Origin of the sequence: Plantibacter sp. ME-Dv--P-122b (genome assembly GCF_030209375.1) — a bacterium.
Classification (GTDB): domain Bacteria; phylum Actinomycetota; class Actinomycetes; order Actinomycetales; family Microbacteriaceae; genus Plantibacter.
On sequence record NZ_JARVSC010000003.1, the window covers coordinates 735,800 to 761,053 of the forward strand.

Consider the following 25,254-nt stretch of genomic DNA (forward strand, 5'->3'; position numbering starts at 1 on the left):
ATCCGGCACTCGCTCAGGTTCGGGGCACGTCTCGCCCGGTGCGCCTCGAGCCGGGGCAGGTGCCGGTTCGCCGACCTCCGGCCGCTGATGGTTGACTGGACGGATGCCCGCCGTCTGGACACTCCGCCCCGCCACCATCGATGACGCGACCTGGATGGCCGAGCTGCGCGCCGTCGTCATGCGGCCCGACCTCGAGCGCCTCGGTCGCTACGACGAGACCCGCGTCCGCCGTCGCTTCCTCGACGCGTACCGTCCGGAGCACACCTCGGTGATCGAGGTCGAGGGCGTCACCGCCGGGCTGGTCGCCGTCCGTCCGGAACCCGGCGAGCGGTGGGTCGAGCACTTCTACCTCGCACCCGAGCACCAGGGCGCCGGCCTCGGCACCGCGGTGCTGGAACAGCTCCTGACCGACGACGGTGACCCGCGCCCGTTCCGCCTCAACGTCTTGCAGGGCAGCCCGGCCCGCCGCCTCTACGAGCGCCACGGCTTCACGCTCGAACGCGAGGACGAGGTCGACGTCTGGATGGTCCGCCGAGGCTGAACGCCCAGCGGAACGGCAGCCGGAGATCGGCACCGCAGCGTGACGCCCGGCTGAGGAGCATCCTGCCACCGCGCGGATCTCCTGCCGCGACGCCGACATGGGCTGGCGGGTGAGCCGCGCGGCCCCCGGAGCAGCTCACGCCGGCTGGCGGACCGTGGTGACGATGTCGACGAGGTGCGGGTCGGCCGGCGCGGAGCCGAAGCCGAAGCGCACGGGCGGATCCAGTCGTGCGAGGGTACCGAGATCGGCGCCGGACCAGCTCGCGGTGGCAGCGGTGATACGGCGAGCGCCGGTCACGCCGTAGTACTCGCGTCGACCGTTGCCGGCGGAGCCCGCCGTCCTGGCGCCGGGTTGGAGCACGCGGGCGAGGGGGTCGATGGTCTGCAACCAGACGGGGTTCACGGCCACCGGTTTGGGGACGACCCGGAGCGCACGGCCGAGCGGCGAGCTCCCGCCGATGCGGAGGGTCGTGTCCAGCGGACCGCCCACGAAGCGGAGCCCGGTCGGCAGCCGCGTCCAGCCGACGGTGCCGATCTCGACGTCGTCGAAGGTGTATGTGGAGGAGATGAAGTCGGCGATCTCCTGCGTCGGCGCGAGCAGGAGGCGTTTGCCGCGGGAGTCCTCGATCATCGCGTCGGCGAAGGAGCCGAACGGCGAGGTGGACCAGAGCCCGAGGACGATGCGGACGCCGCCCGTGGTGCCGTAGCCGGCGATCCTCCCGGAGAAACGAAGGTCGGTTGCGGGCATGGGATCACCCTAGTCGCCCGTGCTGCGCGAGTGTCCGTGAACGGCGGTCCGCGGCCCGGTCCCCGAACCGGGTGGAGGAGGACCACAGCGCAACCCGCCCGGTCCCTGAGCCGGTCGAGGGGCGCGGGAGCACCACCCGGTTGACGGGGTCGGCGCGATCCGCTTCCGTGGGAACATGCCGACCTCGCTGCTCCTCCTCGCCGACACCCACCTGCCGAAGCGGGCCAAGGTCCTGCCGGACGCGGTCTGGGCCGCCGTCGACACGGCGGACCTCGTCGTCCATGCGGGTGACTGGGTCGATGAGGCGACCCTCGACGCCCTCGAGGCCCGGGCCGCCCGCCTCGTGGGCGTCTTCGGCAACAACGACGGCCCCGGACTCCGCACGCGTCTCCCGGAGGTCGCGCGCTTCGAGCTCGACGGGCTGCGGTTCGCCGTCGTCCATGAGACGGGGGCGGCGACCGGTCGCGAGCGACGGGCCGACGAGGCCTTCCCCGACACCGACGTCCTGGTCTTCGGGCACAGCCACATCCCGTGGAACTCGGTCTCGCCAGCTGGTCTGCGTCTGCTCAACCCCGGCTCGCCGACGGACCGCCGACGTCAACCGGAGTGCACGATGATGACCGCCCGGGTCACCGACGGCACCCTCACCGACGTCCGCCTCATCCCGGTCGCCCGCTAACCCTCCCCCTGCCCGCGAACTGTCACTCGGCGCTGGTCCGGGCGGCTGGGACTGTGCCGGAGTGACAGTTCGCGGGCAGGGGGGAGGGTCAGGCGACGGGTGCGGGACGGGGGACGGTGCTGGTGAGGTCCACGACGCGGTGCTCACGACCGGCGACGATGATCGCCTCCATGATCTCCAACACGTGGAACGCGAGGTCGCCCGACGCCCGATGCGGTCGGTCCTGCTCGATCGCCTCGCCCAGGTCGGACAGGCCCACACCGCGCCCGGCGTCGACGAAGCCGGCGCTGTCGGGGACGGCACGCCAGGTGCGGTCGTCGGCCGTCGCGATCTCCACCGGGTCCGAGAACCGGTTCGGGTCGGGCACAGCGACCGTCCCGCCCGTCCCGTAGACCTCGAAGAGCGGCACGCGGCTCGCCCACACCTCGAACGACACCGTCACGGTCGAGACCACCCCGTTCGCGTGCTCGAGGATCGCGGTGACGTGCGTGTCGACCTCCTCGTGCACCGGGATCGGCGTCCCGGCCAGCGCACCCGTCGCCACCGACCGCTCACGATCCGACCGTGCCACCGCCCCAGACACCCGCACGACGGGACCGAAGAACGACACGAGGCTCGTCAGGTAGTACGGCCCCATGTCGAGGAGCGGCCCGCCACCCGGCTGGTAGTAGAACGCGGGAGCCGGGTGCCACAGCTCGTGGCCCGGGGCGCTCCAGGCGACCGCCGCCGCGATCGGCCGACCGATGGCGCCGCTGTCGAGCACGGCGAGCGCCGTCTGGACGCCCGACCCGAGGACGGTGTCCGGTGCGCTGCCGACGCGGAGGCCGTTCGCCGCCGCGAGCTCGAGCACCGGTCGCGCCTCGGCGGTCGAGAGCGCGAGCGGCTTCTCCCCGTAGACGTGTTTGCCGGCCTCGAGGGCTCGGAGCGCGACCTCGGCGTGCGCGGCCGGGATGGTCAGGTTCAGGACGACGTCGACCTCTGGGTCGGCGAGCAGCTCGTCGACGCTCGACGACCGGACACCCTGCTCGGCGGCGACCTCCGCGGCGCGGGTGAGGTCGAGGTCCGCGACGACGACGAGCTTGAGGTTCGGCAGCTTCGGGAACTCGGCGAAGTACTGCTTCGAGATGTTGCCGACGCCGATGACGCCGACCCGGAGGACCGATCCCCCGGTCTCCGATGCCCCGTTCAGCGTGCTGCCCACAGCAGGCCCCTTTCGATGATGGTGCGGACGTTCGGGTCTTCCACGATCTCGATGCGGTGGCCGGGCGCGGACACGAAGATCCTGCCCTTCCCCCACTGCCGCGTCCAGATGGCGGGCGCCGTGACGGGACGGTTCCATGCGTCCCAGGGCCGCACCTCCTGCGTCGTCGTCGCGAGGACGTCGTTGTACTCGTCGCTCAGCACCCAGTACTGCTCGGTGACGAGGTCGAAGTCCTCGATCCCCTCCGTGATGGGGTGCGTCCGGCCGTACTCGGTGATGTGGACGGTGTAGGGGATGTAGTTGTCGGACTGCTCCCCCGTCCGCTCCGCCGGGTCCTTGCCGGCGTGGTGCGCGAACTGGCCGCCGATCATGTGGAGATAGTCGGCGTTGTTGCGGTACGAGTCCGCGATCCCGCCGTGCCAACCGGCCATGCCCGTCCCGTTCAAGACGGCGCGCTGCAGGCCGGCGAACTCCTCCGGCTCGATCGTGTTCATCGTGTTGATCTGCACGATGAGGTCGACCGTGTCGAGGTAGTCGGTGTCCGTGTAGACGGTGGTCCCGTCCTCGATGCGGACGGTGAACCCGTTCGCCTCCAGGAAGGGGATGAAGGCCGCGGTCGTCTCGACGGGCATGTGCCCGTCCCAGCCGCCTCGCACCACGAGCGCCTGCTTGTCAGTCATGTGTTCCTCTCAGGGGATGGTTCGGTCATTGGTCGGCTCGTGATCAGCACTACTTGCTGAAGCCGGCGGTCATGCCACTGATCAACTGGCGTCGGCCGAACAGGTACAGGATGAAGATCGGCAGCGTCGACAGCACCACGGCGGCGAGCACGGCCGGCACGTTCACACTGAACGAGCCCTGGAACGTCCACAGCGACAGCGGCAGCACCCGGTTGCTCGGCGACTGCGTGAGCACCAGCGGGAACAGGAAGCCGTTCCACACGTTGAGCGCGTTGTAGAGCGCGACGGTGACGATCGCCGGCCGGGCGAGCGGGAGGACGAGCGAGACGAGGGTCCGCCAGCTCGACGCCCCGTCGACGGTCATCGACTCGAACAGCTCCTTGGGGATGTCTCGGATGAAGTTCGACAGGATGAGCACGGTGACGGGCACCGCGAAGCCGATCGACGGCAGGATCAGCGCCAGGAGCGTGTCGTAGAGTCCCGCCTTGCTGAGCATGTAGAACAGCGGGATGATCGTGGCCTGCAGCGGGATCGCGAGGCCGAGCAGGAAGAACGAGAACGCTCCCCGCGTGAACCGGGAGTTGGTGCGCACGATCGCGTACGACGCCATGAGGCAGACGAACACGGTGACGGCGACGCTCGCGACGGTGATGATGACGCTGTTGCCGAGGTACAGGAAGAAGTCGCTCTGCAGGACGAGCGCGTAGCCGTCGAGGGTCGGGTCGGTGGGCGGGATGAGCTGGTTGCTCGAGAAGAACCCGGCCTGCGGGCGCACGCTCGTGATGACGATGTAGTAGATCGGCAGCACGATGATGAGCAGCCAGATCCAGGCGCCGATGCCGCCGATGATGTTCGGCTTGCGGCGGGCACCGCGGGGGCGCCTGCCTCGCGTCTCGTGTTCGCCCGGGCGTCCGCGCTTGGATCCAGCGGTCGAGACGCTGACCGTGTCGAGGCTTCCCGTCGGGAGCGCGCCGGGCTTCGTGAGTGGGTTGGTCGCTGACATCAGAGGCCCTCCTGCTGACTGTCCATCTTGGCGAAGCCGCTCAGCTTGGTGAGCAGCAGGGCGATGGCGAGACCGATGACGGCCAGGATGATCGCCATGACGCTCGCCTGCCCGAACTGGCTCGCGGAGAAGCCCGTCACGTACATGAGGATCGGGAGGATGCGGGTGCCGGCGCTCGGAACGCCGCCGGTGAGCACGAAGATCACGTCGAAGTAGGTGAGCGATCCGATGATCATGAGCGTGGACGACGTCACGAGTGTGTACCGCAGCTGCGGGAGCGTGATGTGGAAGAACTGCTTGACCGTCCCCGCACCGTCGATCTCGGCCGCCTCGTAGAGCGACGCCGGGATCTGCCGCACGCCGCCCTGGAACAGGAGCGTGTGGAAGGGCACGAACTGCCACGCGATGATGAAGATCACGACGAAGAGCACGAGCTGCTGGTTGCCGAGCCAGTCCTGCTTGAGGAACGGGATGCCGAGCGACGCCGACAGACCGAAGTTGGGGTCGAGGATCGCCTTGAACGCGATGGCCGTCGCCGCCGACGACAGCAGGAGCGGCAGGAAGAAGATCGCGCCGAGGACGGCCCGGTTGCGCTGCTTGCCGGCGGTCCACGTCCCGAGCAGCAGGCTGATCGGGGTCTGGACGATCCAGGAGATCACGATGACCTTGAGGGTCAGGACGAGGGCGTCGATCGCGACCGGGTCGACGAGGACGGAGGCCCAGTTGTCGAGGCCGACCCACGCGGGGTCGGTGATCGCGTCCCAGCGGGTGAAGCTCAGGTACAGGGCGACGATGAGCGGGATGATCGCGAAGACGAGGAAGAAGCCCAGCGCCGGCGCGACCATCCAGCCACTGGGGCCGGTGCGACGACGCATCGCTGCCGCACCGGCCCCTCGGGCCCCGTTCAATGGACGGGTGACGGTCATCGGGAGATCACTGTCCGATCGTCTTGTTCATGTTGTCGGAGAACTCCTGCGGGGTGATCTGCAGGTTGAACAGCTGGTCGAGGTTCGTCAGCAGTGCGGTCGCCTGTGCGGGCGGGAGCGCCTGGTCCCACGACATCTGGAAGTTCTTGGCGTTCTTCGTCAGGTCGTAGACGGTCGTGCCGAAGTCGCCACCGGCGTCCGCGATCTGGTCGTCGATCCCCGTGATCGGCGGCACCTGGCCGGCCTCGACCATGCGGTCGATGTAGCCCTTGTCGAAGACGCCCTCGGTGAGGTACTTCAGCGCGCTGGCTTTCTGCTCCTTCGTCGCCGAGGCGGAGATGGAGAAGTAGCCCGAGGGGTTGCCGACGATGTTCGACGGGTCGCCCTTGCCACCGGTGACGGCGGGGAAGGTCGTGTAGCCGAGACCCTTCTCGGCGAACTCGGCCGCCTGCTGCTTGAAGGTCGTCATGACCCAGGCGCCCTGGAGCATCATCGCGGCCTTGCCCGTGTAGAGCAGCGCGACGTCGGCGTTGCTGTCGGCGGTGACCGAGGCGTAGCCGTCGACGAACGCGCCGGCCTTCACGAGCTCCTGGATCTTCTCGTTCGCCTCGATGATGCCGGGGTCGCTCCACGCGTCGGCTTCACCGGCCATGATCTTGTTGAAGGCCTCGGGTCCGGCGACGCGGTCGACGAGGTACTCCTCCCACATGAGCGACGGCCACTTGGACGCACCGGCGAGCGAGAACGGCGCGACGCCCGCGGCCTTGAGCTTGGGGATGGCGTCGACGATCTCGTCGAAGTTCGTCGGGACCTCGACGCCGGCGGCCTTCAGGACGTCCTTGTTGTAATAGAACATGATCGGCGTGGTGGCGTTCATCGGCACCGCGTAGACCTTGTCGTCGATGACGCCCTGGTTCCAGACGGACTCGAGGAACTTGCCCTTGGCGTCCGCGGTCTCCGAGGTGATGTCGGCGACCTTGCCGGCGTCCACGTAGGAGTTCAGGGTGCCGCCCGCCCAGCTGTAGATGATGGTCGGGGCACTGCCCGCGCCGACGGCCGTGCGGATCTTGGTCTTGTAGGCGTCGTTCTGGAAGTAGGTCGCGGCGACCTGGCCGTCGGCGTTGGCGGCGTTCCACTCCTTGAGCGACGGGCCGAGGACGGTGTCCTCGTCGGTGCCGGTGAGGCCCCAGAGCGTGGCACTGCCGCTCGGGGCGCCACCGCCGCTGGAGCAGGCGGTCGCGCCGAGCATGAGGGCCGAGACGCCGAGGGCGACTGCGGCCAGTCGGGTCCGACGGCGGGATGAAGTACGAAGCGTCATTGCGTTCTCTCCTTGGTGGGTGCTGCTGCTGATGGTGCGAGGTGGTCGGGTCAGTCGGTGGGCGTCCAGGCGCTGCCGTCGGCGGCGCTGCGTTCGACGGCGCGCAGGACGCGCTGGACCTGCAGCCCGTCGGCGAAGGACGGCTCGGGATCGGTGCCGCCGGTGATGGCCTGGACGAGGTCGCGCACCTGGTGCGAGAACGGGTGCTCGTAGCCGATGCCGTGGCCGGTCGGCCACCAGGCGGCCATGTACGGGTGCTCCGGCTCGGTGACGACGATGCGCGTGAAGCCCTGCTTGCCGGCGGGAGCGGTGGCGTCGTACACCTCGAGCTCGTTCATCCGCTCGAGGTCGAAGGCGATGGCTCCGCGCGAGCCGCTCAGCTCGATGCGGAGCGCGTTCTTCCGTCCGGTCGCGTAGCGGGTGGCTTCGAAGGCACCGATGGCGCCGTCCGCGAGTCCGCCCGTGAGCTTCGCGGTGAACCAGGCGGCGTCGTCGACGGTGACCGCGCCGCGTTCCTCCGAGGCGGTCCCGCTCAGGCCGACGGTCTCACCGAGGAGCGGTCGCTCGGTGACGAAGGTGGCGAGCGTCCCGCTGACGGTGTCGAGTCGGGCACCGGTCAGGTGCTGCACGAGGTCGATGGCGTGCGCGCCGATGTCGCCGAGGGAGCCGGAGCCGGCCTGGTCCTTGTCGAGGCGCCAGGTCATCGGACCCTCGGCGTCGCTCAGCCAGTCCTGGAGGTAGAGCGCGCGGATCTGGCGGACGTCCCCGAGCGCGCCGTCCGCGATGAGCTGGCGCGCGTACCCGATGGCGGGCACGCGACGGTAGCTGAAACCGACCATGGAGCGGACGCCACGAGCCCTGGCCGCCTCGGCCGCGGCGACCATCAGCTCCGCCTCTTCGACGCTGTTGGCGAGCGGCTTCTCGCAGAGGACGTGCTTGCCGGCTTCGAGGGCGGCGATCGCGATCTCGACGTGCGAGGAACCGGGCGTGCAGACGTCGACGATGTCGATGGTCGGGTCCTCGATGACGCTCCGCCAGTCGGTCGAGGCCGACTCCCAGCCGAACTTCACGCGGGCCGCCTCGAGTGCTTCGGGATTGCGGCCGACGATCGTCGCCATGACCGGTTCCGCGTCGAGGTCGAAGAAGCGCGGTGCCGTGCGCCAGGCCTGCGAGTGCGCGGCTCCCATGAAGCCGTATCCGATCATCGCGACCCGGAGTTCCGGCCGTCCGCTTCCCGCCATGTGCAACGCTCCCGAGCTGCTCGCGCAGCTGCGGCCCCGGGGCTCCGGATCGCTTCGCTGCGGTGCCCTGAAGCTAGCCCCGCCGCCTGTCTCCCCGCAACTTCCCCATCCTCGATTGGAAACTTTTCGCACCCGCCACCCATCCCCCTGCCCGCGAACTGTCACTCCGACACAGTCCCGGCCGCTCGGACTAGCGTCGATTGACAGTTCGCGGGCTAGGGGGTGGGCGGGGCGGCGGTCGAACCCCGGACGACGAGGGAGGTGGCGAGGTCGAGGCGGATGTTGTCGACCGCCTCGGAGCGGAGCTTCAGCACCAGGCGGGTCGCCTCCTCGGCCATCTCGATGAGCGGCTGCCGGATGGTCGTGAGGGCAGGGCCGACCCATTTCGCCGGCGGGACGTCGTCGTATCCGACGACCGACAGCTGCTCCGGGATGGAGATCCCGAGCGAGCGCGCCGCCTCGTAGACGCCGAACGCCTGCATGTCGTTGCCGGCGAAGATCGCGGTCGGTCGGTCGTCGAGCTGCAGCAGTTCGAGCGCGAGGACGCGCCCCGCCTCCGGGATGAACTCACCGCGACGCAGGATGGTCTCGTCGAGCGGGATCCCGGCCTCCTCGAGCGCGGACCGGTAGCCGGAGACCCGGGCTCGCGAGCACATGAGATCCTGCGGGCCCGAGATCAAGCCGATCCTGCGGTGACCGAGCTCGATGAGATGGCGGGTCGCGGCCATCCCGCCGGACCAGTTCGTGGAGCCGATGGCGGCGACCTCGGGGCCCGGGTCCCCCGCCGGGTCGACCACGACGACCGGGATGTTGCGCGTGTGGAGCTGCCGCCGGTACGCCGGGTCGATGTCCGAGAACACGAGGATGACCCCGACCGGCTTCCGCGAGATGATGCTCTCGACCCAGCCCTCGCCGGTCGAGCGCCTCGCCCCCGTCTCGGTGAGGGTGACGCTCATGCCGTGCTGGCGCGCGACCTTCTCGACACCGCGGATGATCTCGAGCGACCACGAGCTGTCGATGTACTCGAAGACGAGCTCGATGAGCGAGCCCTGCGCGAGCTCGCCGCCGCGGCGACTGTAGCCGTGGCGGTCCAGCAGCCGCTCGACGATCTCCCGGGTGTCCGGCGACACCCCCGGTCGCCCGTTGAGCACCTTCGAGGCGGTCGACACCGACACGGAGGCCTCCCTGGCGATGCGCGACAGGGTCGCTCGCCCGCCACCGGCACCGGCACCGGGTCCAGCGGTCTGCACCGCGAGGTCGTCGCTCATCCGAGTCCTCCGATCCCTCCCTGTCGGGCCGGCCGGCCGTCTCTGCAGCGAGAAGTTCTGCCCATGCTAACGAAATATTTCGCGTCACTCGACCGGCGACGCGAGGCCAACGATCTGCTACTCTCGACCATAAGTTGTGGTTAACAACAAATCATCCGCTCACCAACGACGTTGAAGGACTGCACGCATGAGCCTCACCCCCACCAAAGCCGATCGCTTCTCCTTCGGCCTCTGGACGATCGGCTACAACGGGACCGACCCGTTCGGTGGCCCCACCCGCCCCGACCTCGACGTGGTCGAGGCCGTCACCCGCCTGAACGAGCTCGGCGCCTACGGCCTCACCTTCCACGACGACGACCTCTTCGCCTTCGGCTCAACCGACGCCGAACGCCAGAAACAGATCGACCGCCTCAAGCAGGCGCTCGCCGACACCGGCGTCATCGTGCCGATGGTGACCACCAACCTGTTCAGCGCGCCCGTCTTCAAGGACGGCGGCTTCACGTCGAACGACCGCGCCGTCCGTCGCTTCGCCCTCCGCAAGGTGCTCCGCAACCTCGACCTCGCCGCCGAGCTCGGTGCGAAGACCTTCGTCATGTGGGGCGGCCGCGAGGGCGCCGAGTACGACTCCGCGAAGGACGTGCAGGCGGCCCTCGAGCGCTACCGCGAGGCCGTCAACTTCCTCGGCGACTACGTGACCGACAAGGGCTACGACATCCGCTTCGCGATCGAGCCGAAGCCCAACGAGCCCCGCGGCGACATCCTGCTCCCGACGCTCGGCCACGCGATGGCGTTCATCGAGACCCTCGAGCGCCCGGAGCTCGTCGGCATCAACCCCGAGGTCGGCCACGAGCAGATGGCGGGCCTCAACTTCACGGCCGGCATCGCTCAGGCGCTCTACCAGGGCAAGCTCTACCACATCGACCTCAACGGCCAGCGGGGCATCAAGTACGACCAGGACCTCGTCTTCGGTCACGGCGACCTGCAGAACGCGTTCTCGCTCGTCGACCTCCTCGAGCACGGTGGCGTGAACGGCGGCCCCGCGTACGACGGCCCGCGTCACTTCGACTACAAGCCGAGCCGCACCGAGGACATCAGCGGCGTGTGGGACTCCGCAGCCGCCAACATGCGCATGTACCTGCTGCTCAAGGAGCGTGCCGAAGCGTTCCGCGCCGACCCCGAGGTGCAGGAGGCGCTGGCCGCCGCCCGCGTGCCCGAGCTGCGCGAACCGACGCTGAACCCCGGCGAGACCGTCGAGCAGCTGCTCGCCGACCGCTCGTCCTACGAGGACTTCGACGCCGACGCCTACTTCGGCGGCAAGGGCTTCGGATTCGTCCGCCTGCAGCAGCTCGCCGTCGACCACCTCATGGGCGCGCGCTAGCCACACCCGCGAACCTGGCGTTCCGTCTCCTGATCCGAGAGGATCGGGGGCGGAACGCCGTTCCGCGTTCCACCCCACCGCAGACCCGGCGGTCACCCGACCGCCCCACCACCGAGAACAGGGAGAGCGATGACGCTCGTCGCCGGCATCGATTCGTCCACCCAGAGCTGCAAGGTCGTCATCCGCGACGCTGAGACCGGAGCGCTCGTCCGCGAAGGACGCGCGGCGCACCCGGCCGGCACCGAGGTCGACCCGGCCGCGTGGTGGCAGGCGTTGCAGGAGGCGGCCGCCGCCGCCGGCGGATTGTCCGATGTCGCCGCGGTGTCGGTCGCGGCCCAGCAGCACGGCATGGTCGCGCTCGACGTCGACGGACGCGTCATCCGTCCGGCGCTCCTCTGGAACGACACCCGGAGCGCGCAGGCCGCGACGGACCTCATCGCCGAGTTCGGCGCTGCAGAGCTCGCCCAGCGCACCGGGTGCGTCCCCGTCGCCTCGTTCACGATCACGAAGCTGCGCTGGCTGCGCGACGCCGAACCCGCGAACGCCTCCGAGGTCGCCGCCGTCGCGCTCCCCCACGACTGGCTGAGCTGGCGTCTGCGCGGCTTCGGTCCGGCCGACGAGAGCCCGCTCGGCGCCGACCTCGCCGAACTGAGCACCGACCGCTCCGACGCCTCCGGCACCGGGTACTGGTCCCCGGCCGACGGCGAGTACGACCGCGAGCTGTTCGTCGCGGCGCTCGGCCACGATGCGATCCTGCCGCGCGTGCTCGCGCCCGAGGAGTCCGCCGGGACCGGTGTCGACGGTGGCCTCATCGGGCCGGACACCGTCATCGGGGCGGGCGCCGGCGACAACGCGGGAGCCGCCCTCGGACTCGGGGCGACGGCCGGCGATGTCGTCGTGTCGATCGGCACGAGCGGGACGGTGTTCGCCGTCACGCCGGCCGTGGTCCGCGACAGCTCGGGCACCGTCGCCGGGTTCGCCTCGGCCGACGGCGCGTTCCTGCCGCTCATCGCGACGCTCAACGCCGCCCGGATCCTCGACGCGGTGGCCGCGCTGCTCGGCGTCGACCACACGGAACTCGGTCGACTCGCGCTCGAGGTCCCGGCCGGGGCACGCGGCCTCGTGCTCCAGCCGTACTTCGAGGGTGAGCGGACGCCGAACCGGCCGGACGCGACCGCGACCCTCTTCGGCATGACTCTGGAGTCGACGACGCGTGAGGGCCTCGCCCGGGCGGCGATCGAGGGGCTGCTCTGCGGCCTCGCGGACGGCCTCGACGCGGTGCTCGCGCAGGGCGTCACGGCGGAGCGGGTCCTCCTCATCGGCGGTGCGGCGCAGAACCCGGCGGTGCAGGCGATCGCGCGCGAGGTGTTCGACGTGCCGGTCGTCGTGCCCGCACCCGGGGAGTACGTCGCCGACGGCGCCGCCGTGCAGGCCGCCTGGGCGCTCAGCGGGACCCGCCCGACGTGGGCTGCGGTGGGGGCCGGCGACGGCGCGGACCCGGCGGGCGAGGTCGCCGCCGACGCCTCCGGGATCGCGCGGGAGCAGTACGCCGCCCGAGCCTGAACCGGCGCCGGTCGCCGGTCACTGAGCCGAACCCGCCCGGTCACCGAGCCGCCCCCTCCCGGTCACTGAGCCTGTCGAAGTGCCGACGGAATCTTCCGCGGGGTGGAGGCGTTGGCCCCGGTATGCGATCGATCGTCTACTCCACCAACGGTGACCCGTCCGTCCTCCACCTCGTCGAGCGCGAGCTCCCCGAGCCCGGCCCCGGCGAGGTCCGCGTCAAGCTCGCGTTCTCCGGCGTCAACCCGACCGACTGGAAGACCAGGCGCGGCGGCGGCCCGTCGGGCGGCATGCCCTTCCCCGAGGTCGTCCCGAACCTCGACGGCGCCGGCGTGATCGACGCGGTCGGCCCTGCTGCCGACGATGCGGCGTCCACGACCGGCTTCGCCGTCGGCGACCGCGTCTGGGTGTACCTCGCGGCGCATGAGAGCCCGCTCGGCACGGCCCAGGAGTTCACCGTGCAGCCGGTCTCCCGGGTGGTCCCGTTGCCCGACGCCGCGTCCTTCGAGCTCGGCGCCAGCCTCGGTGTCCCTGCGATGACCGCGCACCGCGCCCTCACCGTCGCGCAGGACGGCCCGACCCGGCTCTCCCCCGGCGCCCTCGACGGCCGGACCGTCCTCGTCCAGGGCGGCGCCGGCGCGGTCGGCAACGCCGCGATCCAGCTCGCACGCTGGGCCGGCGCGACGGTCATCAGCACCATCAGCAGCGACGAGAAGGCCCGCCTCGCGACCGCCGCGGGTGCGCACCACGTCGTCAACTACCGCGAGGGTGATACCGCCGCGGCGATCCGTGAGGTGGCACCCGACGGCGTCGACCTCGTCGTGGAGGTCGCGATCGCGCAGAACCTCCCCCTCGACCAGGCGATCCTCGCCCCGCGCGGCACCGTCGTCAGCTACGCGAACAACGGCGGTGACTCGGTCACGCTCGACATCCGGCCGCACATGGGGCTCAACACGCGGCTCCAGTTCATGCTGCTCTACACGGTCGGCGACGCCGCCCTTCACGCCGCGGCCGAGGACATCACGGCGGCGATCGAGGACGGCGCGCTCGACGTCGGCGAGGACCACGGTCTGGCGCTGACGGTGTTCCCGCTCGCCGAAACGGCTGCGGCCCATGCCGCCGTCGAGGACGACACGGTCGGGAAGGTCCTCATCGCCGTCACCGAGTGACACGAGACGTCCCTCGGCACCACGCAGAACCGGCCCCTCCGCACGAGCGGAGGGGCCGGTTCCGGCACCGGTGAACTACTTGAGAGCGGCTTTCAGCTGGTCGACGAACGCCTTCGCGGCCTCCTTCGGCGTGGTCGACCCGAACATCACGTCGCTGCCGAGCTTGGCGATGATCGTCTGCGTCTCCGTGCCACCGACGGGCGTCTGGACGTTCGGCGCACCACCCTCGGCGAGGATCTTGTCGAGGAAGTCCTTCTGCACGACCTCGTTCGGGGTCAGGTCGGGTTCGATCGCCGCCAGCACATCGGGGTTCGCCGGGATGCCGAGGGTCAGCTTGTTGAGCGGGGCGGCCTCCTTGCTGTTCAGCAGCCAGTCGATGAGCATCGCCGACTCCTTCGGGTGCGCGCTCTTCGCGGACGCCGAGTAGAGGACGGTCGGCTGCGGCCAGAGACCCGGCTTCCCGCCGTCGTTCGGCACGTTCAGGATCTTGAGCTCCTGGCCCGAGGACTGCGCGTAGATGTCGATGAAGTTGATCGGTTCGAACGACATCGCCACCTTGCCGGTCCCCATGAGGCGCTGCTCGAGCGCGAGCCCGTCCTGCTCCGCGGTCGCCGACGCGTCGGGCGAGCCGCCGGTCTCGATGAGGCGCTTCGAGAGGTCGAACATGAACTCGGCGTCCTGCTCGATGCCCTTGCCGACGCCGCCGTCCTCGGAGTAGATGTTGCGGCCGTTCTGTCGGGCGATGGTGTTGAGACCCTGCTCGGTGTTGTTCTGCGTGGACCCGAAGGTACCGGCGGGTGACGCCGCGGTGATCTTGGCGGCGATGTCGACGTAGTCGTCCCAGGTCCAGGTGCTGTCGTCGGGGAGCGGGACTCCCGCCGCTTCGAAGATGGCCGGGTTCACGATGATGCCGCGAGCACCGAGGCCGGTGGGGACACCGTAGTTCTTGCCCTCGTACATACCGCCGTCGAGCGAACCCTCGGCGTAGTCGGAGAGGTCGAGCTGCTTCTCCACGGTGGAGAGGTCGAGGAGGGCGTTCCGGCCCGCGTACTCGGCGATGTAGTTGTAGGTGATCTGCAGGACGTCCGGGCCGTTACCGCCGGCCACCTGGGTGGCGAGCTTGTCGTAGTAGCCGTTGTACTCGCTCGGCTCCCCGGTGACCGTGATGTTCGGGTGCGCCTTCTCGAAGGAGGCGATCTGCTCGGCCTTGATGGCGTCGAGTTGTTCGCTGCCCCACCAGGCGAAGCGGAGGGTGATCTTCTCGTCACCACCGCTGCCGGCGGAGGAGCAGCTGGTGGTCAGGAGGGCTGCGGCGACCGCTGCCACGGCGATGGCGGTGCGCGCTGTGCGCCGTCGAAGGTTCATCATCATCGATTCCAATCGAGCTCTGGAGTGCGCATCCGCCGCCCCGCCTCCTCGAACCACGTTGATCGAGAAAGCGTTTTCTCACGAGTGCGGAAACTGGTCGGGAAAGCGTTTCCTCGGAAAGCTAGCAGACGCATTCGAACCCTGTCAACGCGATCCCGGGAGCGTGTCCTGGAGGAAGCGCCACGCGTCCTGCTGCATGTCCTCGTCGAAACGGTGTCCGACCGGGAAGAAGCGCCCCTCGTAGCGTCCGCGGACCGCCTCGGTGAGTCGCTCGTGCGCAGCCCGCATCCCCTCCATCGGGAAGAGGGCGTCGGTCTCGCCGTACTGCACCAGCAGCGATCGCCCGGAGAGCGGTCCGACGGCGTCCGGCCACTCCGTCCGCGCCCACAGACCCGGCGTGTTGAGCAGCCAGGAGTGCGCCTCCAGGTAGTCGGGCATGAGCGACGCGAACGTCGCCATCATGCACACGACGACCGTGCTCGACACACGTTCGTCGAGTGCGGCGAGCGCCACCGCGCGTCCTCCCCCGCCGGAGAAACCGAAGGTCCCGATGCGAGCCGCGTCCACCTCGGGCACGGCCAGCAACACCCTGAGCGCGATCAGGTCGTCCCTCGCGACCGTGCCGGCGAGGCTCGTGCCGAGGACACCGGCCGTCTTGGCGACGACCTGCTCGTGGAGGCCCGCGAGGACGTTGTACCGTTCGGCCTCCGTCGGCGTCTCGCCGCGTTCGCGCCACAGCGCGTCGTACGCTTCGGCGGCGCCGGCGACGGTCGACGGCAGTGGGTCGAACCCGAAGCCGCGTGACCCCCAGCAGAAGGCGTCATGGGCGAGGACGGCGAAGCCGCGCCTCGCGAGGTCCTCCGCCGCCCAGCGCCCGCCGTAGTAGGCGTCGCGCATGGCGATCGCCTCACGCGAGGACGGTTCACCACCGGTGAGCTGCTCGTGTCCGAGCCATTTGTCGCCCCCGTGGCAGTGCAGGGCGAGGACGCCGGGCAGGGAGCCCTGCACGTCCGCCGGCGTGAGGAGCTGCGCGTGGGTGCGTGGGCCGAAGCCCGTACTCCAGCTGAGCCGCCGCCGCCGGACACCGTCGATCACCGTGTCGGACTCGGTGACGACCGGAGGCGCCTCCTCGCCGGGGTCGGCGACACCGAGAGCCTCGGCGACCGAACGCCCGTGGCCGTCGGCCGGTCGGTAGGTGTCCGCCGCGCGCGCGAACGCCGGCCAGTCCTCGTACCCCTGCAGCGGCCGTGAGGTCACGCGTCCACCGCCTGCGGCGCGGCGGTGCTGCCCCGGACCTCGAGCCGGGGCCGGAAGTACACGTTGTGGTCCGGCGCCTCGCCGTCGAGGAGTGCACGCAGTCGCAGCCAGGCCTGCTCGCCGAGTTCCGTGACCGGCACGGACACGGTGGTGAGCGGCGGGGTCGTGTACTGCGCGAAAGGGATGTCGTCGAACCCGGCGACGGAGAGCTGTTCGGGGACGCGGACGCCCGCCTCGCCCAGGCCGCTGAGCAGGCCCATCGCGACGAGGTCGTTGAACGCCATCACCGCCGTCGCATCCGACGCCGCGACCGCCGCAGCGGCCCCGTGCCCGTCGGCGAAGGTCACGCCGCAGGCCACCTCCGTGACGACGAGGTCGGGGTGGGCCCGGACGACCTCCTCGATCCCGAGCTGACGATGACGGTTCGAGGCGCTGTTGTGCGCGCCGGCGAGGAAGGTGACCCGCCGGTGGCCGAGCCCGACCAGGTGCATGAGGAGTTCGACGATCCCGGAGCGGTAGTCGGCGGCGGCCACCGGGGCCGAGGTCCCGAGGACGTCGCGGTTGATGAGGACGGCTGGTTCGAGCTGCGGAAGCAGTTCGCGGAGGCGTTCCTCGGACATCCGGGGTGCGCAGAGGATCACGGCGTCGCAACGGCGCCGGGTCTCGAGGGCGAGGATCGACTCCTCCGAGACGACCTCGCCGGTGTCTGCGATGAGCACCCGGTAGCCGTCCTTCGCCGCGGCCCGGCTCACACCGCGGAGCGCCCCCTGGAAGGTCGGGTTGGCGAGATCAGGCAGGACGAAGGCGACCGTGAACGTCTTCCCGAGGACGAGGCTCCTCGCGAGCGGACTGGCGGAGTAGTTCAGGGCTTTCGACGCTTCGAGCACGCGTTCCGCGAGGTCGGTGTCCACCGTGCCGTTGCCGTTCATGACCCGCGAGACCGTCGAGAGCGACACCCCGGCCTTCGCCGCGACGTCTCCGATCGTGACCGATCTCGACCCGGTCGATCTGCCTGTCCTCACCACTGCACACCTGCGCTTTCCCCGTCTGTGACGTCGGATCCCGGTGATCGACGCACCTCCCCCAGGGGCGCAGGGACGAGGGAACCGTGGTTCCCGGTCACCCTTGACCCGCTGAGCCGAGTCTATGTTACAGTCCCCAGAAAGCGTTTTCTCGCATCGCAGCAAGAACGCCCCGCACCGTCGCGGGAGATTGGAAGACACCATGTCGCACTGCAGCGGCGGAGGCTCCGCATGAGCGCGCTGAACGAGCTCGGGCAGCTCGCCAAGCACCGCGGACCCGCAACCAAGGCGGAGCGCCGCGACGGGAAGGCGGCCTTCGTCTTCCTGCTCCCGTGGCTCCTCGGCCTGGCGGTCATCACCCTCATCCCGATCATCGCCTCGCTGTACCTGTCGTTCACCGACTACAGCCTGCTCGAGAGCCCGAACTGGATCGGCATCGAGAACTACCTGCGCATGTTCGAGGACCCGCGCCTGCTCAACTCGCTCCGGGTCACCTTCACCTACGTACTCGTCGGCACGCCTCTGCAGTTGATCCTCGCACTGCTCGTCGCGATGCTGCTCGACAAGGGCATCCGCGGACTGCCGATCTACCGCTCGGTGTTCTACCTGCCCTCGCTGCTCGGCGCGTCCGTCGCCGTCGCCATCCTGTGGCGGCAGATGTTCGGCACCTCGGGGCTCGTGAACCAGTTCCTGTCCCTCTTCGGCATCGAGGGCATGGGGTGGATCTCGAACCCGGACACGGCGCTCAGCACGATCATCCTGCTGCACGTGTGGACGTTCGGTGCGCCGATGATCATCTTCCTCGCCGGCCTCCGCCAGATCCCGGCGATGTACTACGAGGCGGCCCAGGTCGACGGGGCGGGCGCGTTCAAGCGCTTCTTCCACATCACGCTGCCGCTGCTCAGCCCGATCATCTTCTTCAACCTCGTGCTCGGGATCATCGGTGCGTTCCAGTCCTTCACGCAGGCGTTCATCGTCTCCGGCGGCAGCGGCGGCCCCTCCGACTCGACCATGTTCTACACGCTGTACCTCTACCAGCGTGGCTTCGCGAACTTCGACATGGGGTACGCATCGGCCATGGCCTGGCTCCTCCTCCTCATCATCGCGGCCTTCACCGCGATCAACTTCATCGCTTCGAAGTACTGGGTGTTCTATGACGACTGATCTCGGGCGACGTCCCGCCACTGTCACGCAAGCCATCACCACCGACCCCTCGGGTCGGCGGCGGCGCCGCAACGACGACGACTTCGTCGCCGTGAAGCAGCGCTACCTGCGACGCGAACGCCTCCGCGGCTTCGGGAAGCACCTCCTCCTGCTCGCCCTCTGCTTCGTCCTGCTCTACCCGCTCATCTGGATGGTCGTCAGCTCGCTGCGTCCCTCCGACGAGATCTTCCGGGAGCCGGGCATCGTCCTCGACTCGCTCGAGGTGCAGAACTACGTCGACGGGTGGAACGCCCTCGCCTTCCCGTTCTGGCACTACCTGGTGAACTCGGCCCTGGTGACGCTCGGCGCGATCCTCGGGACCCTGTTCTCCTGCTCGCTCGCCGCCTACGCGTTCGCCCGGCTGCAGTTCCGCGGGCGCAACGTCTTCTTCGCACTCATGCTCATCACGATCATGCTGCCGTTCCACGTGGTGATCGTGCCGCAGTACATCATGTTCAACCAGCTCGGCTGGGTGAACACGTTCCTCCCGCTGATCGTGCCGAAGTTCCTCGCCACCGACGCCTTCTTCGTCTTCCTCATGGTGCAGTTCATCCGGGGGATCCCGAAGGAGCTCGACGAGGCGGCCCGACTCGACGGCGCCGGACACGGCCGGATCTTCTTCCAGATCATCCTGCCGCTCATGAAGCCGGCGCTCGCGACGGCGGCGATCTTCACCTTCGTGTGGACGTTCAACGACTTCTTCGGAGCACTCCTCTACCTGAACACACCGGACATGTGGACCGTGCCGCTCGCACTCCGCAACTTCCTCGACGCGCAGGGCAAGTCGAACTTCGGCCCGCTGTTCGCGATGTCGATCGTGTCCCTCCTCCCGGTGTTCATCGCCTTCCTCATCGGGCAGAAGTTCCTCATCAAAGGCATCGCGACGACGGGAATCAAATGACCTCCTCACCCTCCACCGGGCCGAACGACGGCCGACGGACCCGCTACGCCCTCGTCGGCACCGGATCCCGCGCCGAGATGTACCTCGACGCCATCGCGACGGCGCACGCCGACGTGGCGGAACTCGTCGCCCTCGCCGACGTGAACCCCGGGCGCCTCGCGCACTACCAGGCCAGGGCCACCGCTACGGGCTCCGCGCCCGTCCCCGGCTACCACCCCGACGACCTCGAGTCGATGATCGGCGAGCGGTCCGTCGACCGGATCATCGTGACGACGCCCGACCACACGCACGCCGACCTCATCGTGCGCGCACTCGACGCCGGGACCGATGTCGTGGTCGAGAAGCCGATCACGATCGACGACGCCGGGTGCCGCCGCATCTCCGAGGCCGTCGATCGCACCGGCCGGTCGGTCGTCGTCACGTTCAACTACCGCTACTCGCCGCGGAACAGCGCCCTGAAGCAGCTCATCCAGGACGGTGTCGTCGGTCGGGTCACCTCGGTCGACTTCGAGTGGACGCTCGACACCTCGCACGGCGCCGACTACTTCCGGCGTTGGCACCGCGAGAAGCGCAACTCGGGCGGTTTGCTCGTGCACAAGTCGTCGCACCACTTCGACCTCGTGAACTGGTGGATCGACGGCACGCCCGCGAAGGTCTACGCGGCCGGAGGGCTGCGGTTCTACGGCGGTGCGGACGAGGGCGTCGCCGAGCACTACCGCCTCGAGCGGAGCGCGGGGAACGACCCGTTCGGCCTCGACCTGGCAGCCGACCCGCGCCTCGACGCCCTCTACGGCGCCCCGAGCGCGCACGACGGCTACCGACGGGACCTCGACGTCTTCGCGCCCGGGATCACCATCGAGGACAACCTCGCCGTGATCGTCGAGTACTCGGACGGCGTGCCGCTCACCTACTCCCTCAACGCGCACAGCCCTTTCGAGGGCTACCGCGTCGTCGTCAACGGCACCCTCGGCCGGGTCGAGCTGGAGGTGATCGAGCGGAGCGCCGTGCTCACGGACACCGACGGCGGCACCGTCGTCGACCCGACCGCCCATCCCGAACTGTCCGCCCCCGACCCGCTCCGGCCGGGCGGCGCGCGCCTGATCCTGCAGCGCCACTGGGAGCGCGCCGAGGAGATCGCGATCCCCGAGGGGACCGGCGGCCACGGCGGCGGCGACGAGATCCTCCTGAGCGACGTCTTCCGCGGACCGGGAGCCGACCCGCTCGGCCGGCCGAGCGACTCCCTCGACGGCTTCCGCGCGATCGCCGTCGGCATCCTCGGCAACCGGTCGCTGCGGAGCGGCGACGCCGTCCGCGTGTCCGACGTCGACTTCGGCGTGTCCCTCGATCGTGGCCTCAGCGCCCGGCAGGACGCCTGATGGCGCGCGTACTCGTCACCGGGTCGTCCGGTCGGCTCGGTCGCAGCGTCGTCCAGGCCCTCGTCGACGCCGGCTCCGAGGTCGTCGCGGTCGACAGCGCCACGAGTCCGGGCAGCCCGGCGGCCAGCACCGAACGCGTCGACCTCACCGACATCGGCTCCTGCTACGCCGTCATCGCGAAGCACCGCCCGGACGCGGTGGTCCACCTCGCGGCGATCGCCGTCCCCTTCAGCGCCCCGGAGCACGTCATCCTGCGGACGAACACCCTGCTCGCCTTCAACGTCGTGCGCGCAGCGGTCGATCTCGGGACGACCCGGATCGTGACCGCGTCGAGCCCGACCGTGATCGGCTACGGGTCGCCGGCCGGCTGGACCCCGGAGCGACTCCCGCTCGACGAACGGGTCACGCCGAAACCGTGGAACGCGTACGCGCTGTCGAAGCTGTTCGCCGAGCAGCTGACCGCGTCGGTCGCCGCCGAGCGCGGTGACGACATCGCCGTCGCGGCGTTCCGACCGTGTTACGTCATCTCCCCCGAGGAGTGGCGCGGTGCACTCACCCAACAGGGCCACACGGTGCACGAACGGATCGCCCGCCCGGAGCTCGCCGCGCCATCGTTGTTCAACTACCTGGACGCGCGCGACGCCGGCGCGTTCGTGGTGCGGCTCCTCGAGGCCATGGGCGGTGTCGAGAACGCGCAGAGCTACTTCGTCGGTGCCTCCGACGCCCTGGCCGAACGCCCGCTCGCGGAGCTCCTCCCCGAGTTCTTCCCCGCGACGACCGGCCTCGCCGCGGAGCTCACCGGTGACCGCCCCGCATTCTCCATCGGGAAGGCGGAGCGCCTCCTCGGCTGGCGCCCGACGCATCGCTGGCGCACCGAACTCACCTCATCCACCCCCCTGCTCGACCGACTGGAGACCGTATGACCACCCCGCTCGCCTTCGACGGCGTCCTCTTCTTCCCGGTCACGCCGTTCGCCCCGGACGGCACCGTCGACCACGGGCTGCTCGCCGAACACCTCACGTCCCGGCTGTCCTGGAACCCCGGCGCCGTGTTCCCCGCCTGCGGCACGGGCGAGTTCCACGCCCTCGCCGCAGAGGAGGTCCGCGAGGTCGTCGCCACGACCGTGTCCACGGTCGCCGGTGCGGTGCCCGTCGTCGCCGGGACCGGCGGTCCACTCGGCCACGCGATCGCCTGCGCTCGCTCCGCGGAGGTGTCGGGCGCCGACGCGCTGCTGATCCTGCCGCCGTACCTCGTCGCCGGCCCGATCGACGGCACGGTCGCGTACATCGAGGCGATCCTCGCCGCCACGTCGCTGCCGGTCATCGTCTACCACCGCGGCACCGCCCAGTATTCGGCTGCGGCGATGCGTCGACTCGTCGAGCACCCGCAGGTGGTCGGGTTCAAGGACGGCAGCGGCGACGTCGCCCTCGCCCAGGAGATCGTCAGTGCGGTGCATGCCGCCGGCCGCGAGGACTTCTTGTTCTTCAACGGACTCCTCACCGCCGAGCTCAGCCAGCGCGCCTACCGGGCCCTCGGCATCCCGCTCTACTCCTCGGCGAGCTTCGCGATGGCCCCGGCGATCGCGGACGCCTTCTACCGCGCCTACCGCGACGACGACCAGACGTCGATGGAACGCCTGCTCACCGGGTACTACGCACCGCTCGTCCGACTGCGCGACGAGACGCCCGGGTTCGGCGTCTCCCTGATCAAGGCGGGCATCCGTCGCGAGGGGCTGCCCGTCGGACCGGTGCGCGCACCGCTCGTCGACCCGTCGCCGGCGCAGCTCGAGCGGCTGGGATCGATCATCGACGCCGGGCTCGCCCTCGTCGAGTCGACGCGAACGCTGACGGATGCCTGAGCCACGACCCGAGCCCTCCTGGGCCGACGACTGCATCGCGAGTGTCACGACGGGTCTCCGACGGGTCCCGCTGCCGAGGCCGTGGGGGCCGGACGTCACCACGATCGACCTCATCGAGGTGACGGTCACGACCGTCGGGGGGCGCGTCGGGCACGGCTTCAGCTGGACGCCCACCATCGGCGGGGCTGCCGTCGAGGCCATGCTGCGCTCCGACATCGCGCCACGCGCCGTCGGTTCCGGCCTCGACCCCGAGGTCCAGTGGGACGAACTCTGGTGGCAGCTCCACGAGGCCGGGTCCGCCGGAGTCACGACGTTCGCGCTCGCCGGGCTCGACCTCGCGCTCTGGGACCTCCGGGCGCGGACGGAGCGTGCCTCATTGGGCGGCCTCCTGACCCGGCTCGGACGTCGGCCGCGGCCGCAGGTCGAGGTCTACGGCAGCGGGGTCAACCTCCACTACCCGCTCGAGGACCTCGTGGAGCAGGCGCGCCGATGGGTCGGGCTCGGCTACGACGCGGTCAAGATGAAGGTCGGCGGGCCGGACCTCGCGGTCGACGTCGACCGGGTGGCGGCCGTCCGCGACGTCATCGGGCCGGACCGCCGACTCATGATCGACGCCAACCAGCGCTGGGACCTGCGTCGAGCGCTCGCCGCCGCGTCCGCACTCGAGCGGTTCCAGCCGGCCTGGCTGGAGGAACCGTTGCTGTCGGACGACCTCGCCGCCCACATCGAGCTCCGTCGGGAGACGGCCATCCCGATCGCCGTCGGCGAGAGCATCCACTCCGTGTGGCGGTTCCGCGAGTGGCTCGACGCCGGGGCGGCCGACATCCTGCAGCCGAACGTGATACGCGTCGGCGGCATCACCCCGTTCCTCCGCATCGCCGACGAAGCGACCACCCGCGGGGCCACCGTGCACCCCCACCTGCTCCCGGAACTGTCCGGCCAGCTCGCCCCCTTCCTCCCCGAGGGTTCGCTCGTCGAAGCCGTGGATGGAGCGATGTTCGCGGAGCTCGGCATCCTCGCCGGCCCCGGCCCGATCGACATCCAGGGACCGACCCTCACCACCACCGACCGGCCCGGTCTGGGCCTCGACCTCCGGAGCACCAGATGACCACCCTCGACGAACTCGCGACGACCACCGCGACCGCTGCGGCAGCGGCGCCCGCCGTCGCCGCCTCCTCCCCCGCCACCCGTGCCGCCTGGCTGCGCGCCGCCGCCGACGCCCTCGATGCGAACGTCGACGAGCTGGTCGGGATCGCCGACCGGGAGACCCGCCTCGGCCGTCCGCGACTCACCGGAGAGGTCGGCCGCACCAGTGGTCAGCTCCGCCTCTTCGCGGACGTCGTGCTCGACGGCGCCTTCCACGAGGCGATCATCGACCACGCGGTCCCCGACGCGACCCCGCCGCGGCCCGACCTCCGTCGCATCCTCCGCCCCATCGGACCGGTCGCGGTCTTCTCCGCCTCGAACTTCCCCTTCGCCTTCTCGGTGGCCGGGGGCGACACGGCGTCCGCGCTCGCAGCCGGGAACCCCGTCGTCGTGAAGGCCCACTCCGGGCACCTGGACCTGTCGACCCGGGTCGCCGGGATCGTGGCCGCCGCCCTTGAAGCGGCCGGTGCGCCGCACGGGACGCTGCAGCTCGTCACCGGCCGGGAGACCGGCAGCGCGCTCGTCGTCGACCCGGCGATCGCCGCCGTCGGCTTCACCGGCTCCGTCGACGGTGGACGCGCGCTGTTCGCACTCGCCGCCGGTCGCGACGACCCGATCCCGTTCTACGGCGAACTCGGGAGCATCAACCCGGTCGTCGTCACGCCGTCCGCGGCGGACGGCCGAGGCGACGAACTCGCCGCCGGCTTCACCGCTTCCTTCACGCTCGGTGCCGGCCAGTTCTGCACGAAGCCCGGGCTCGTCTTCGTACCGTTCGACTCGGCGTTCGAGCGCGCGGCCGTCGCCGCCGTCCGGGCCGTGGAGACGACGAGCTCACCGCTCCTGACCGACCGCATCTCGGAGGGGTTCGGCGTCCTCGTGGGCGCCGCCGCCGCCGACCCGGACGTCGAGGTGCTCGCCGGTGACGCCGGGCAGTCGTCGTCCGACGGGGCCAGCCCGGTGCTGCTCGCGACGACGGCCGCGGCCGTGGTCGAGCGCGCCGAGACCCTGGCGGAGGAACGCTTCGGCCCCACCTCGCTGCTCGTGCGCTACCGGGACGAGGCCGAACTGCTCGCCGCGATCCGCGCCCTCCCGGGCAGCCTCACCGGCACCATCCACGCCGACCCCGATGAGGCGATCGACGCGGTCGTCGACGCCCTCGTCGACCGCTCGGGACGCCTGCTCTTCGGCGGCTGGCCGACCGGTGTCGCGGTGACCTGGTCGCAGCACCACGGCGGCCCGTGGCCGGCGACGACCTCGTTCCACAGCTCCGTGGGTGCGACGGCCATCCGCCGGTTCCTGCGGCCGATCACCTTCCAGGACGCGCCGGACGCCATCCTCCCCGAAGCGCTGCGCGAGGCGAACCCGCTCGGCATCCCGCGCCGGGTCGACGGGGTGCAGACCGTCTGATTCCC

General features: G+C 70.3%; 23 protein-coding genes. 12 read left to right on the forward strand and 11 right to left on the reverse strand.

All coding sequences use genetic code 11. The features are described from left to right. Nucleotides 1–103: 103 nt before the first annotated feature. On the forward strand, nucleotides 104–541 hold the full coding sequence (locus QRN19_RS08045) for a GNAT family N-acetyltransferase (protein ID WP_285026233.1): 438 nt from the start codon (nucleotides 104–106) through the stop codon (nucleotides 539–541). Nucleotides 542–676: 135 nt separating this feature from the next. On the opposite strand, the gene QRN19_RS08050 is transcribed toward QRN19_RS08045, so the two are convergent. After that, nucleotides 677–1,288 (reverse strand): hypothetical protein, encoded by a 612-nt coding sequence (locus QRN19_RS08050; RefSeq protein ID WP_064295001.1) that lies wholly within the window; start codon nucleotides 1,286–1,288, stop codon nucleotides 677–679. 175 nt (nucleotides 1,289–1,463) lie between these two features. On the opposite strand from QRN19_RS08050, the gene QRN19_RS08055 reads away from it, so the two are divergent. Continuing rightward, nucleotides 1,464–1,967, forward strand: coding sequence for a metallophosphoesterase family protein (locus QRN19_RS08055; protein ID WP_285026235.1), 504 nt, complete (start codon nucleotides 1,464–1,466; stop codon nucleotides 1,965–1,967). Between the two features lie 88 nt (nucleotides 1,968–2,055). Here the strand turns inward: QRN19_RS08055 and QRN19_RS08060 are convergent, their stop codons facing one another. From QRN19_RS08060 to QRN19_RS08090, 7 genes are all read right to left on the reverse strand, one after another. Then, on the reverse strand, nucleotides 2,056–3,168 hold the full coding sequence (locus tag QRN19_RS08060) for a Gfo/Idh/MocA family protein (RefSeq protein ID WP_285026236.1): 1,113 nt from the start codon (nucleotides 3,166–3,168) through the stop codon (nucleotides 2,056–2,058). Beyond that, nucleotides 3,153–3,848 carry a ThuA domain-containing protein gene (locus QRN19_RS08065; RefSeq protein ID WP_285026237.1) on the reverse strand — a complete coding sequence of 232 codons (696 nt, stop codon included), beginning with the start codon at nucleotides 3,846–3,848 and terminating at the stop codon, nucleotides 3,153–3,155. Before QRN19_RS08065 ends, QRN19_RS08060 begins: the two co-directional genes overlap by 16 nt. Before the next feature lie 49 nt (nucleotides 3,849–3,897). After that, on the reverse strand, nucleotides 3,898–4,851 hold the full coding sequence (locus QRN19_RS08070) for a carbohydrate ABC transporter permease (protein WP_285026238.1): 954 nt from the start codon (nucleotides 4,849–4,851) through the stop codon (nucleotides 3,898–3,900). Continuing rightward, nucleotides 4,851–5,777, reverse strand: coding sequence for a carbohydrate ABC transporter permease (locus QRN19_RS08075; protein WP_071258845.1), 927 nt, complete (start codon nucleotides 5,775–5,777; stop codon nucleotides 4,851–4,853). Before QRN19_RS08075 ends, QRN19_RS08070 begins: the two co-directional genes overlap by 1 nt. 7 nt (nucleotides 5,778–5,784) lie before the next feature. Then, complete coding sequence (locus QRN19_RS08080) at nucleotides 5,785–7,095, reverse strand: extracellular solute-binding protein (RefSeq protein WP_285026239.1); 1,311 nt, start codon at nucleotides 7,093–7,095, stop codon at nucleotides 5,785–5,787. A 50-nt stretch (nucleotides 7,096–7,145) separates the two neighbouring features. Beyond that, nucleotides 7,146–8,336 carry a Gfo/Idh/MocA family protein gene (locus QRN19_RS08085; protein WP_285026241.1) on the reverse strand — a complete coding sequence of 397 codons (1,191 nt, stop codon included), beginning with the start codon at nucleotides 8,334–8,336 and terminating at the stop codon, nucleotides 7,146–7,148. A 215-nt stretch (nucleotides 8,337–8,551) separates the two neighbouring features. Next, nucleotides 8,552–9,604 carry a LacI family DNA-binding transcriptional regulator gene (locus QRN19_RS08090; protein WP_285026243.1) on the reverse strand — a complete coding sequence of 351 codons (1,053 nt, stop codon included), beginning with the start codon at nucleotides 9,602–9,604 and terminating at the stop codon, nucleotides 8,552–8,554. A 187-nt stretch (nucleotides 9,605–9,791) separates the two neighbouring features. Between QRN19_RS08090 and xylA the strand changes: the two genes are divergently transcribed. From xylA to QRN19_RS08105, 3 genes are all read left to right on the forward strand, one after another. Further along, nucleotides 9,792–10,982, forward strand: coding sequence for a xylose isomerase (gene xylA / locus QRN19_RS08095; protein ID WP_285026244.1), 1,191 nt, complete (start codon nucleotides 9,792–9,794; stop codon nucleotides 10,980–10,982). 129 nt (nucleotides 10,983–11,111) lie between these two features. Further along, nucleotides 11,112–12,545 carry a xylulokinase gene (gene xylB / locus QRN19_RS08100; protein WP_285026246.1) on the forward strand — a complete coding sequence of 478 codons (1,434 nt, stop codon included), beginning with the start codon at nucleotides 11,112–11,114 and terminating at the stop codon, nucleotides 12,543–12,545. A 122-nt stretch (nucleotides 12,546–12,667) separates the two neighbouring features. After that, complete coding sequence (locus QRN19_RS08105) at nucleotides 12,668–13,711, forward strand: NADPH:quinone reductase (protein ID WP_285026247.1); 1,044 nt, start codon at nucleotides 12,668–12,670, stop codon at nucleotides 13,709–13,711. Nucleotides 13,712–13,786: 75 nt separating this feature from the next. On the opposite strand, the gene QRN19_RS08110 is transcribed toward QRN19_RS08105, so the two are convergent. The 3 genes from QRN19_RS08110 to QRN19_RS08120 form a co-directional block, all read right to left on the reverse strand. Then, on the reverse strand, nucleotides 13,787–15,079 hold the full coding sequence (locus tag QRN19_RS08110) for an ABC transporter substrate-binding protein (protein WP_285026249.1): 1,293 nt from the start codon (nucleotides 15,077–15,079) through the stop codon (nucleotides 13,787–13,789). A gap of 144 nt (nucleotides 15,080–15,223) precedes the next feature. Continuing rightward, entirely contained in the window at nucleotides 15,224–16,336 is a 1,113-nt protein-coding gene (locus tag QRN19_RS08115) for an acetylxylan esterase (RefSeq protein WP_285026250.1), read from the reverse strand. Next, nucleotides 16,333–17,358: a LacI family DNA-binding transcriptional regulator gene (locus tag QRN19_RS08120; RefSeq protein WP_285026251.1), complete on the reverse strand. Its 1,026-nt coding sequence runs from the start codon at nucleotides 17,356–17,358 to the stop codon at nucleotides 16,333–16,335. The genes QRN19_RS08115 and QRN19_RS08120 overlap by 4 nt, the downstream gene beginning before the upstream one ends. A 231-nt stretch (nucleotides 17,359–17,589) precedes the next feature. Between QRN19_RS08120 and QRN19_RS08125 the strand changes: the two genes are divergently transcribed. The 7 genes from QRN19_RS08125 to QRN19_RS08155 are packed head-to-tail and all read left to right on the forward strand — an operon-like array spanning nucleotide 17,590 to nucleotide 25,249. Further along, a complete protein-coding gene (locus tag QRN19_RS08125; RefSeq protein ID WP_285026252.1) occupies nucleotides 17,590–18,522 on the forward strand; it encodes a carbohydrate ABC transporter permease in 933 nt (310 codons plus the stop codon). Continuing rightward, nucleotides 18,512–19,462 carry a carbohydrate ABC transporter permease gene (locus QRN19_RS08130; RefSeq protein ID WP_285026254.1) on the forward strand — a complete coding sequence of 317 codons (951 nt, stop codon included), beginning with the start codon at nucleotides 18,512–18,514 and terminating at the stop codon, nucleotides 19,460–19,462. The genes QRN19_RS08125 and QRN19_RS08130 overlap by 11 nt, the downstream gene beginning before the upstream one ends. Further along, nucleotides 19,459–20,838, forward strand: coding sequence for a Gfo/Idh/MocA family protein (locus QRN19_RS08135; RefSeq protein ID WP_285026255.1), 1,380 nt, complete (start codon nucleotides 19,459–19,461; stop codon nucleotides 20,836–20,838). The genes QRN19_RS08130 and QRN19_RS08135 overlap by 4 nt, the downstream gene beginning before the upstream one ends. Then, nucleotides 20,838–21,761, forward strand: a complete 924-nt coding sequence (locus QRN19_RS08140) for an NAD-dependent epimerase/dehydratase family protein (protein ID WP_285026256.1) — start codon at nucleotides 20,838–20,840, stop codon at nucleotides 21,759–21,761. Before QRN19_RS08135 ends, QRN19_RS08140 begins: the two co-directional genes overlap by 1 nt. Continuing rightward, a complete protein-coding gene (locus QRN19_RS08145) occupies nucleotides 21,758–22,696 on the forward strand; it encodes a 5-dehydro-4-deoxyglucarate dehydratase (protein ID WP_285026257.1) in 939 nt (312 codons plus the stop codon). The genes QRN19_RS08140 and QRN19_RS08145 overlap by 4 nt, the downstream gene beginning before the upstream one ends. Then, the gene (locus tag QRN19_RS08150) at nucleotides 22,689–23,804 is read left to right on the forward strand and encodes a mandelate racemase/muconate lactonizing enzyme family protein (protein ID WP_285026258.1); all 1,116 of its coding nucleotides are present in this window, start codon (nucleotides 22,689–22,691) and stop codon (nucleotides 23,802–23,804) included. The genes QRN19_RS08145 and QRN19_RS08150 overlap by 8 nt, the downstream gene beginning before the upstream one ends. Next, nucleotides 23,801–25,249 carry an aldehyde dehydrogenase (NADP(+)) gene (locus tag QRN19_RS08155; RefSeq protein WP_285026260.1) on the forward strand — a complete coding sequence of 483 codons (1,449 nt, stop codon included), beginning with the start codon at nucleotides 23,801–23,803 and terminating at the stop codon, nucleotides 25,247–25,249. Before QRN19_RS08150 ends, QRN19_RS08155 begins: the two co-directional genes overlap by 4 nt. Nucleotides 25,250–25,254: the final 5 nt, after the last annotated feature.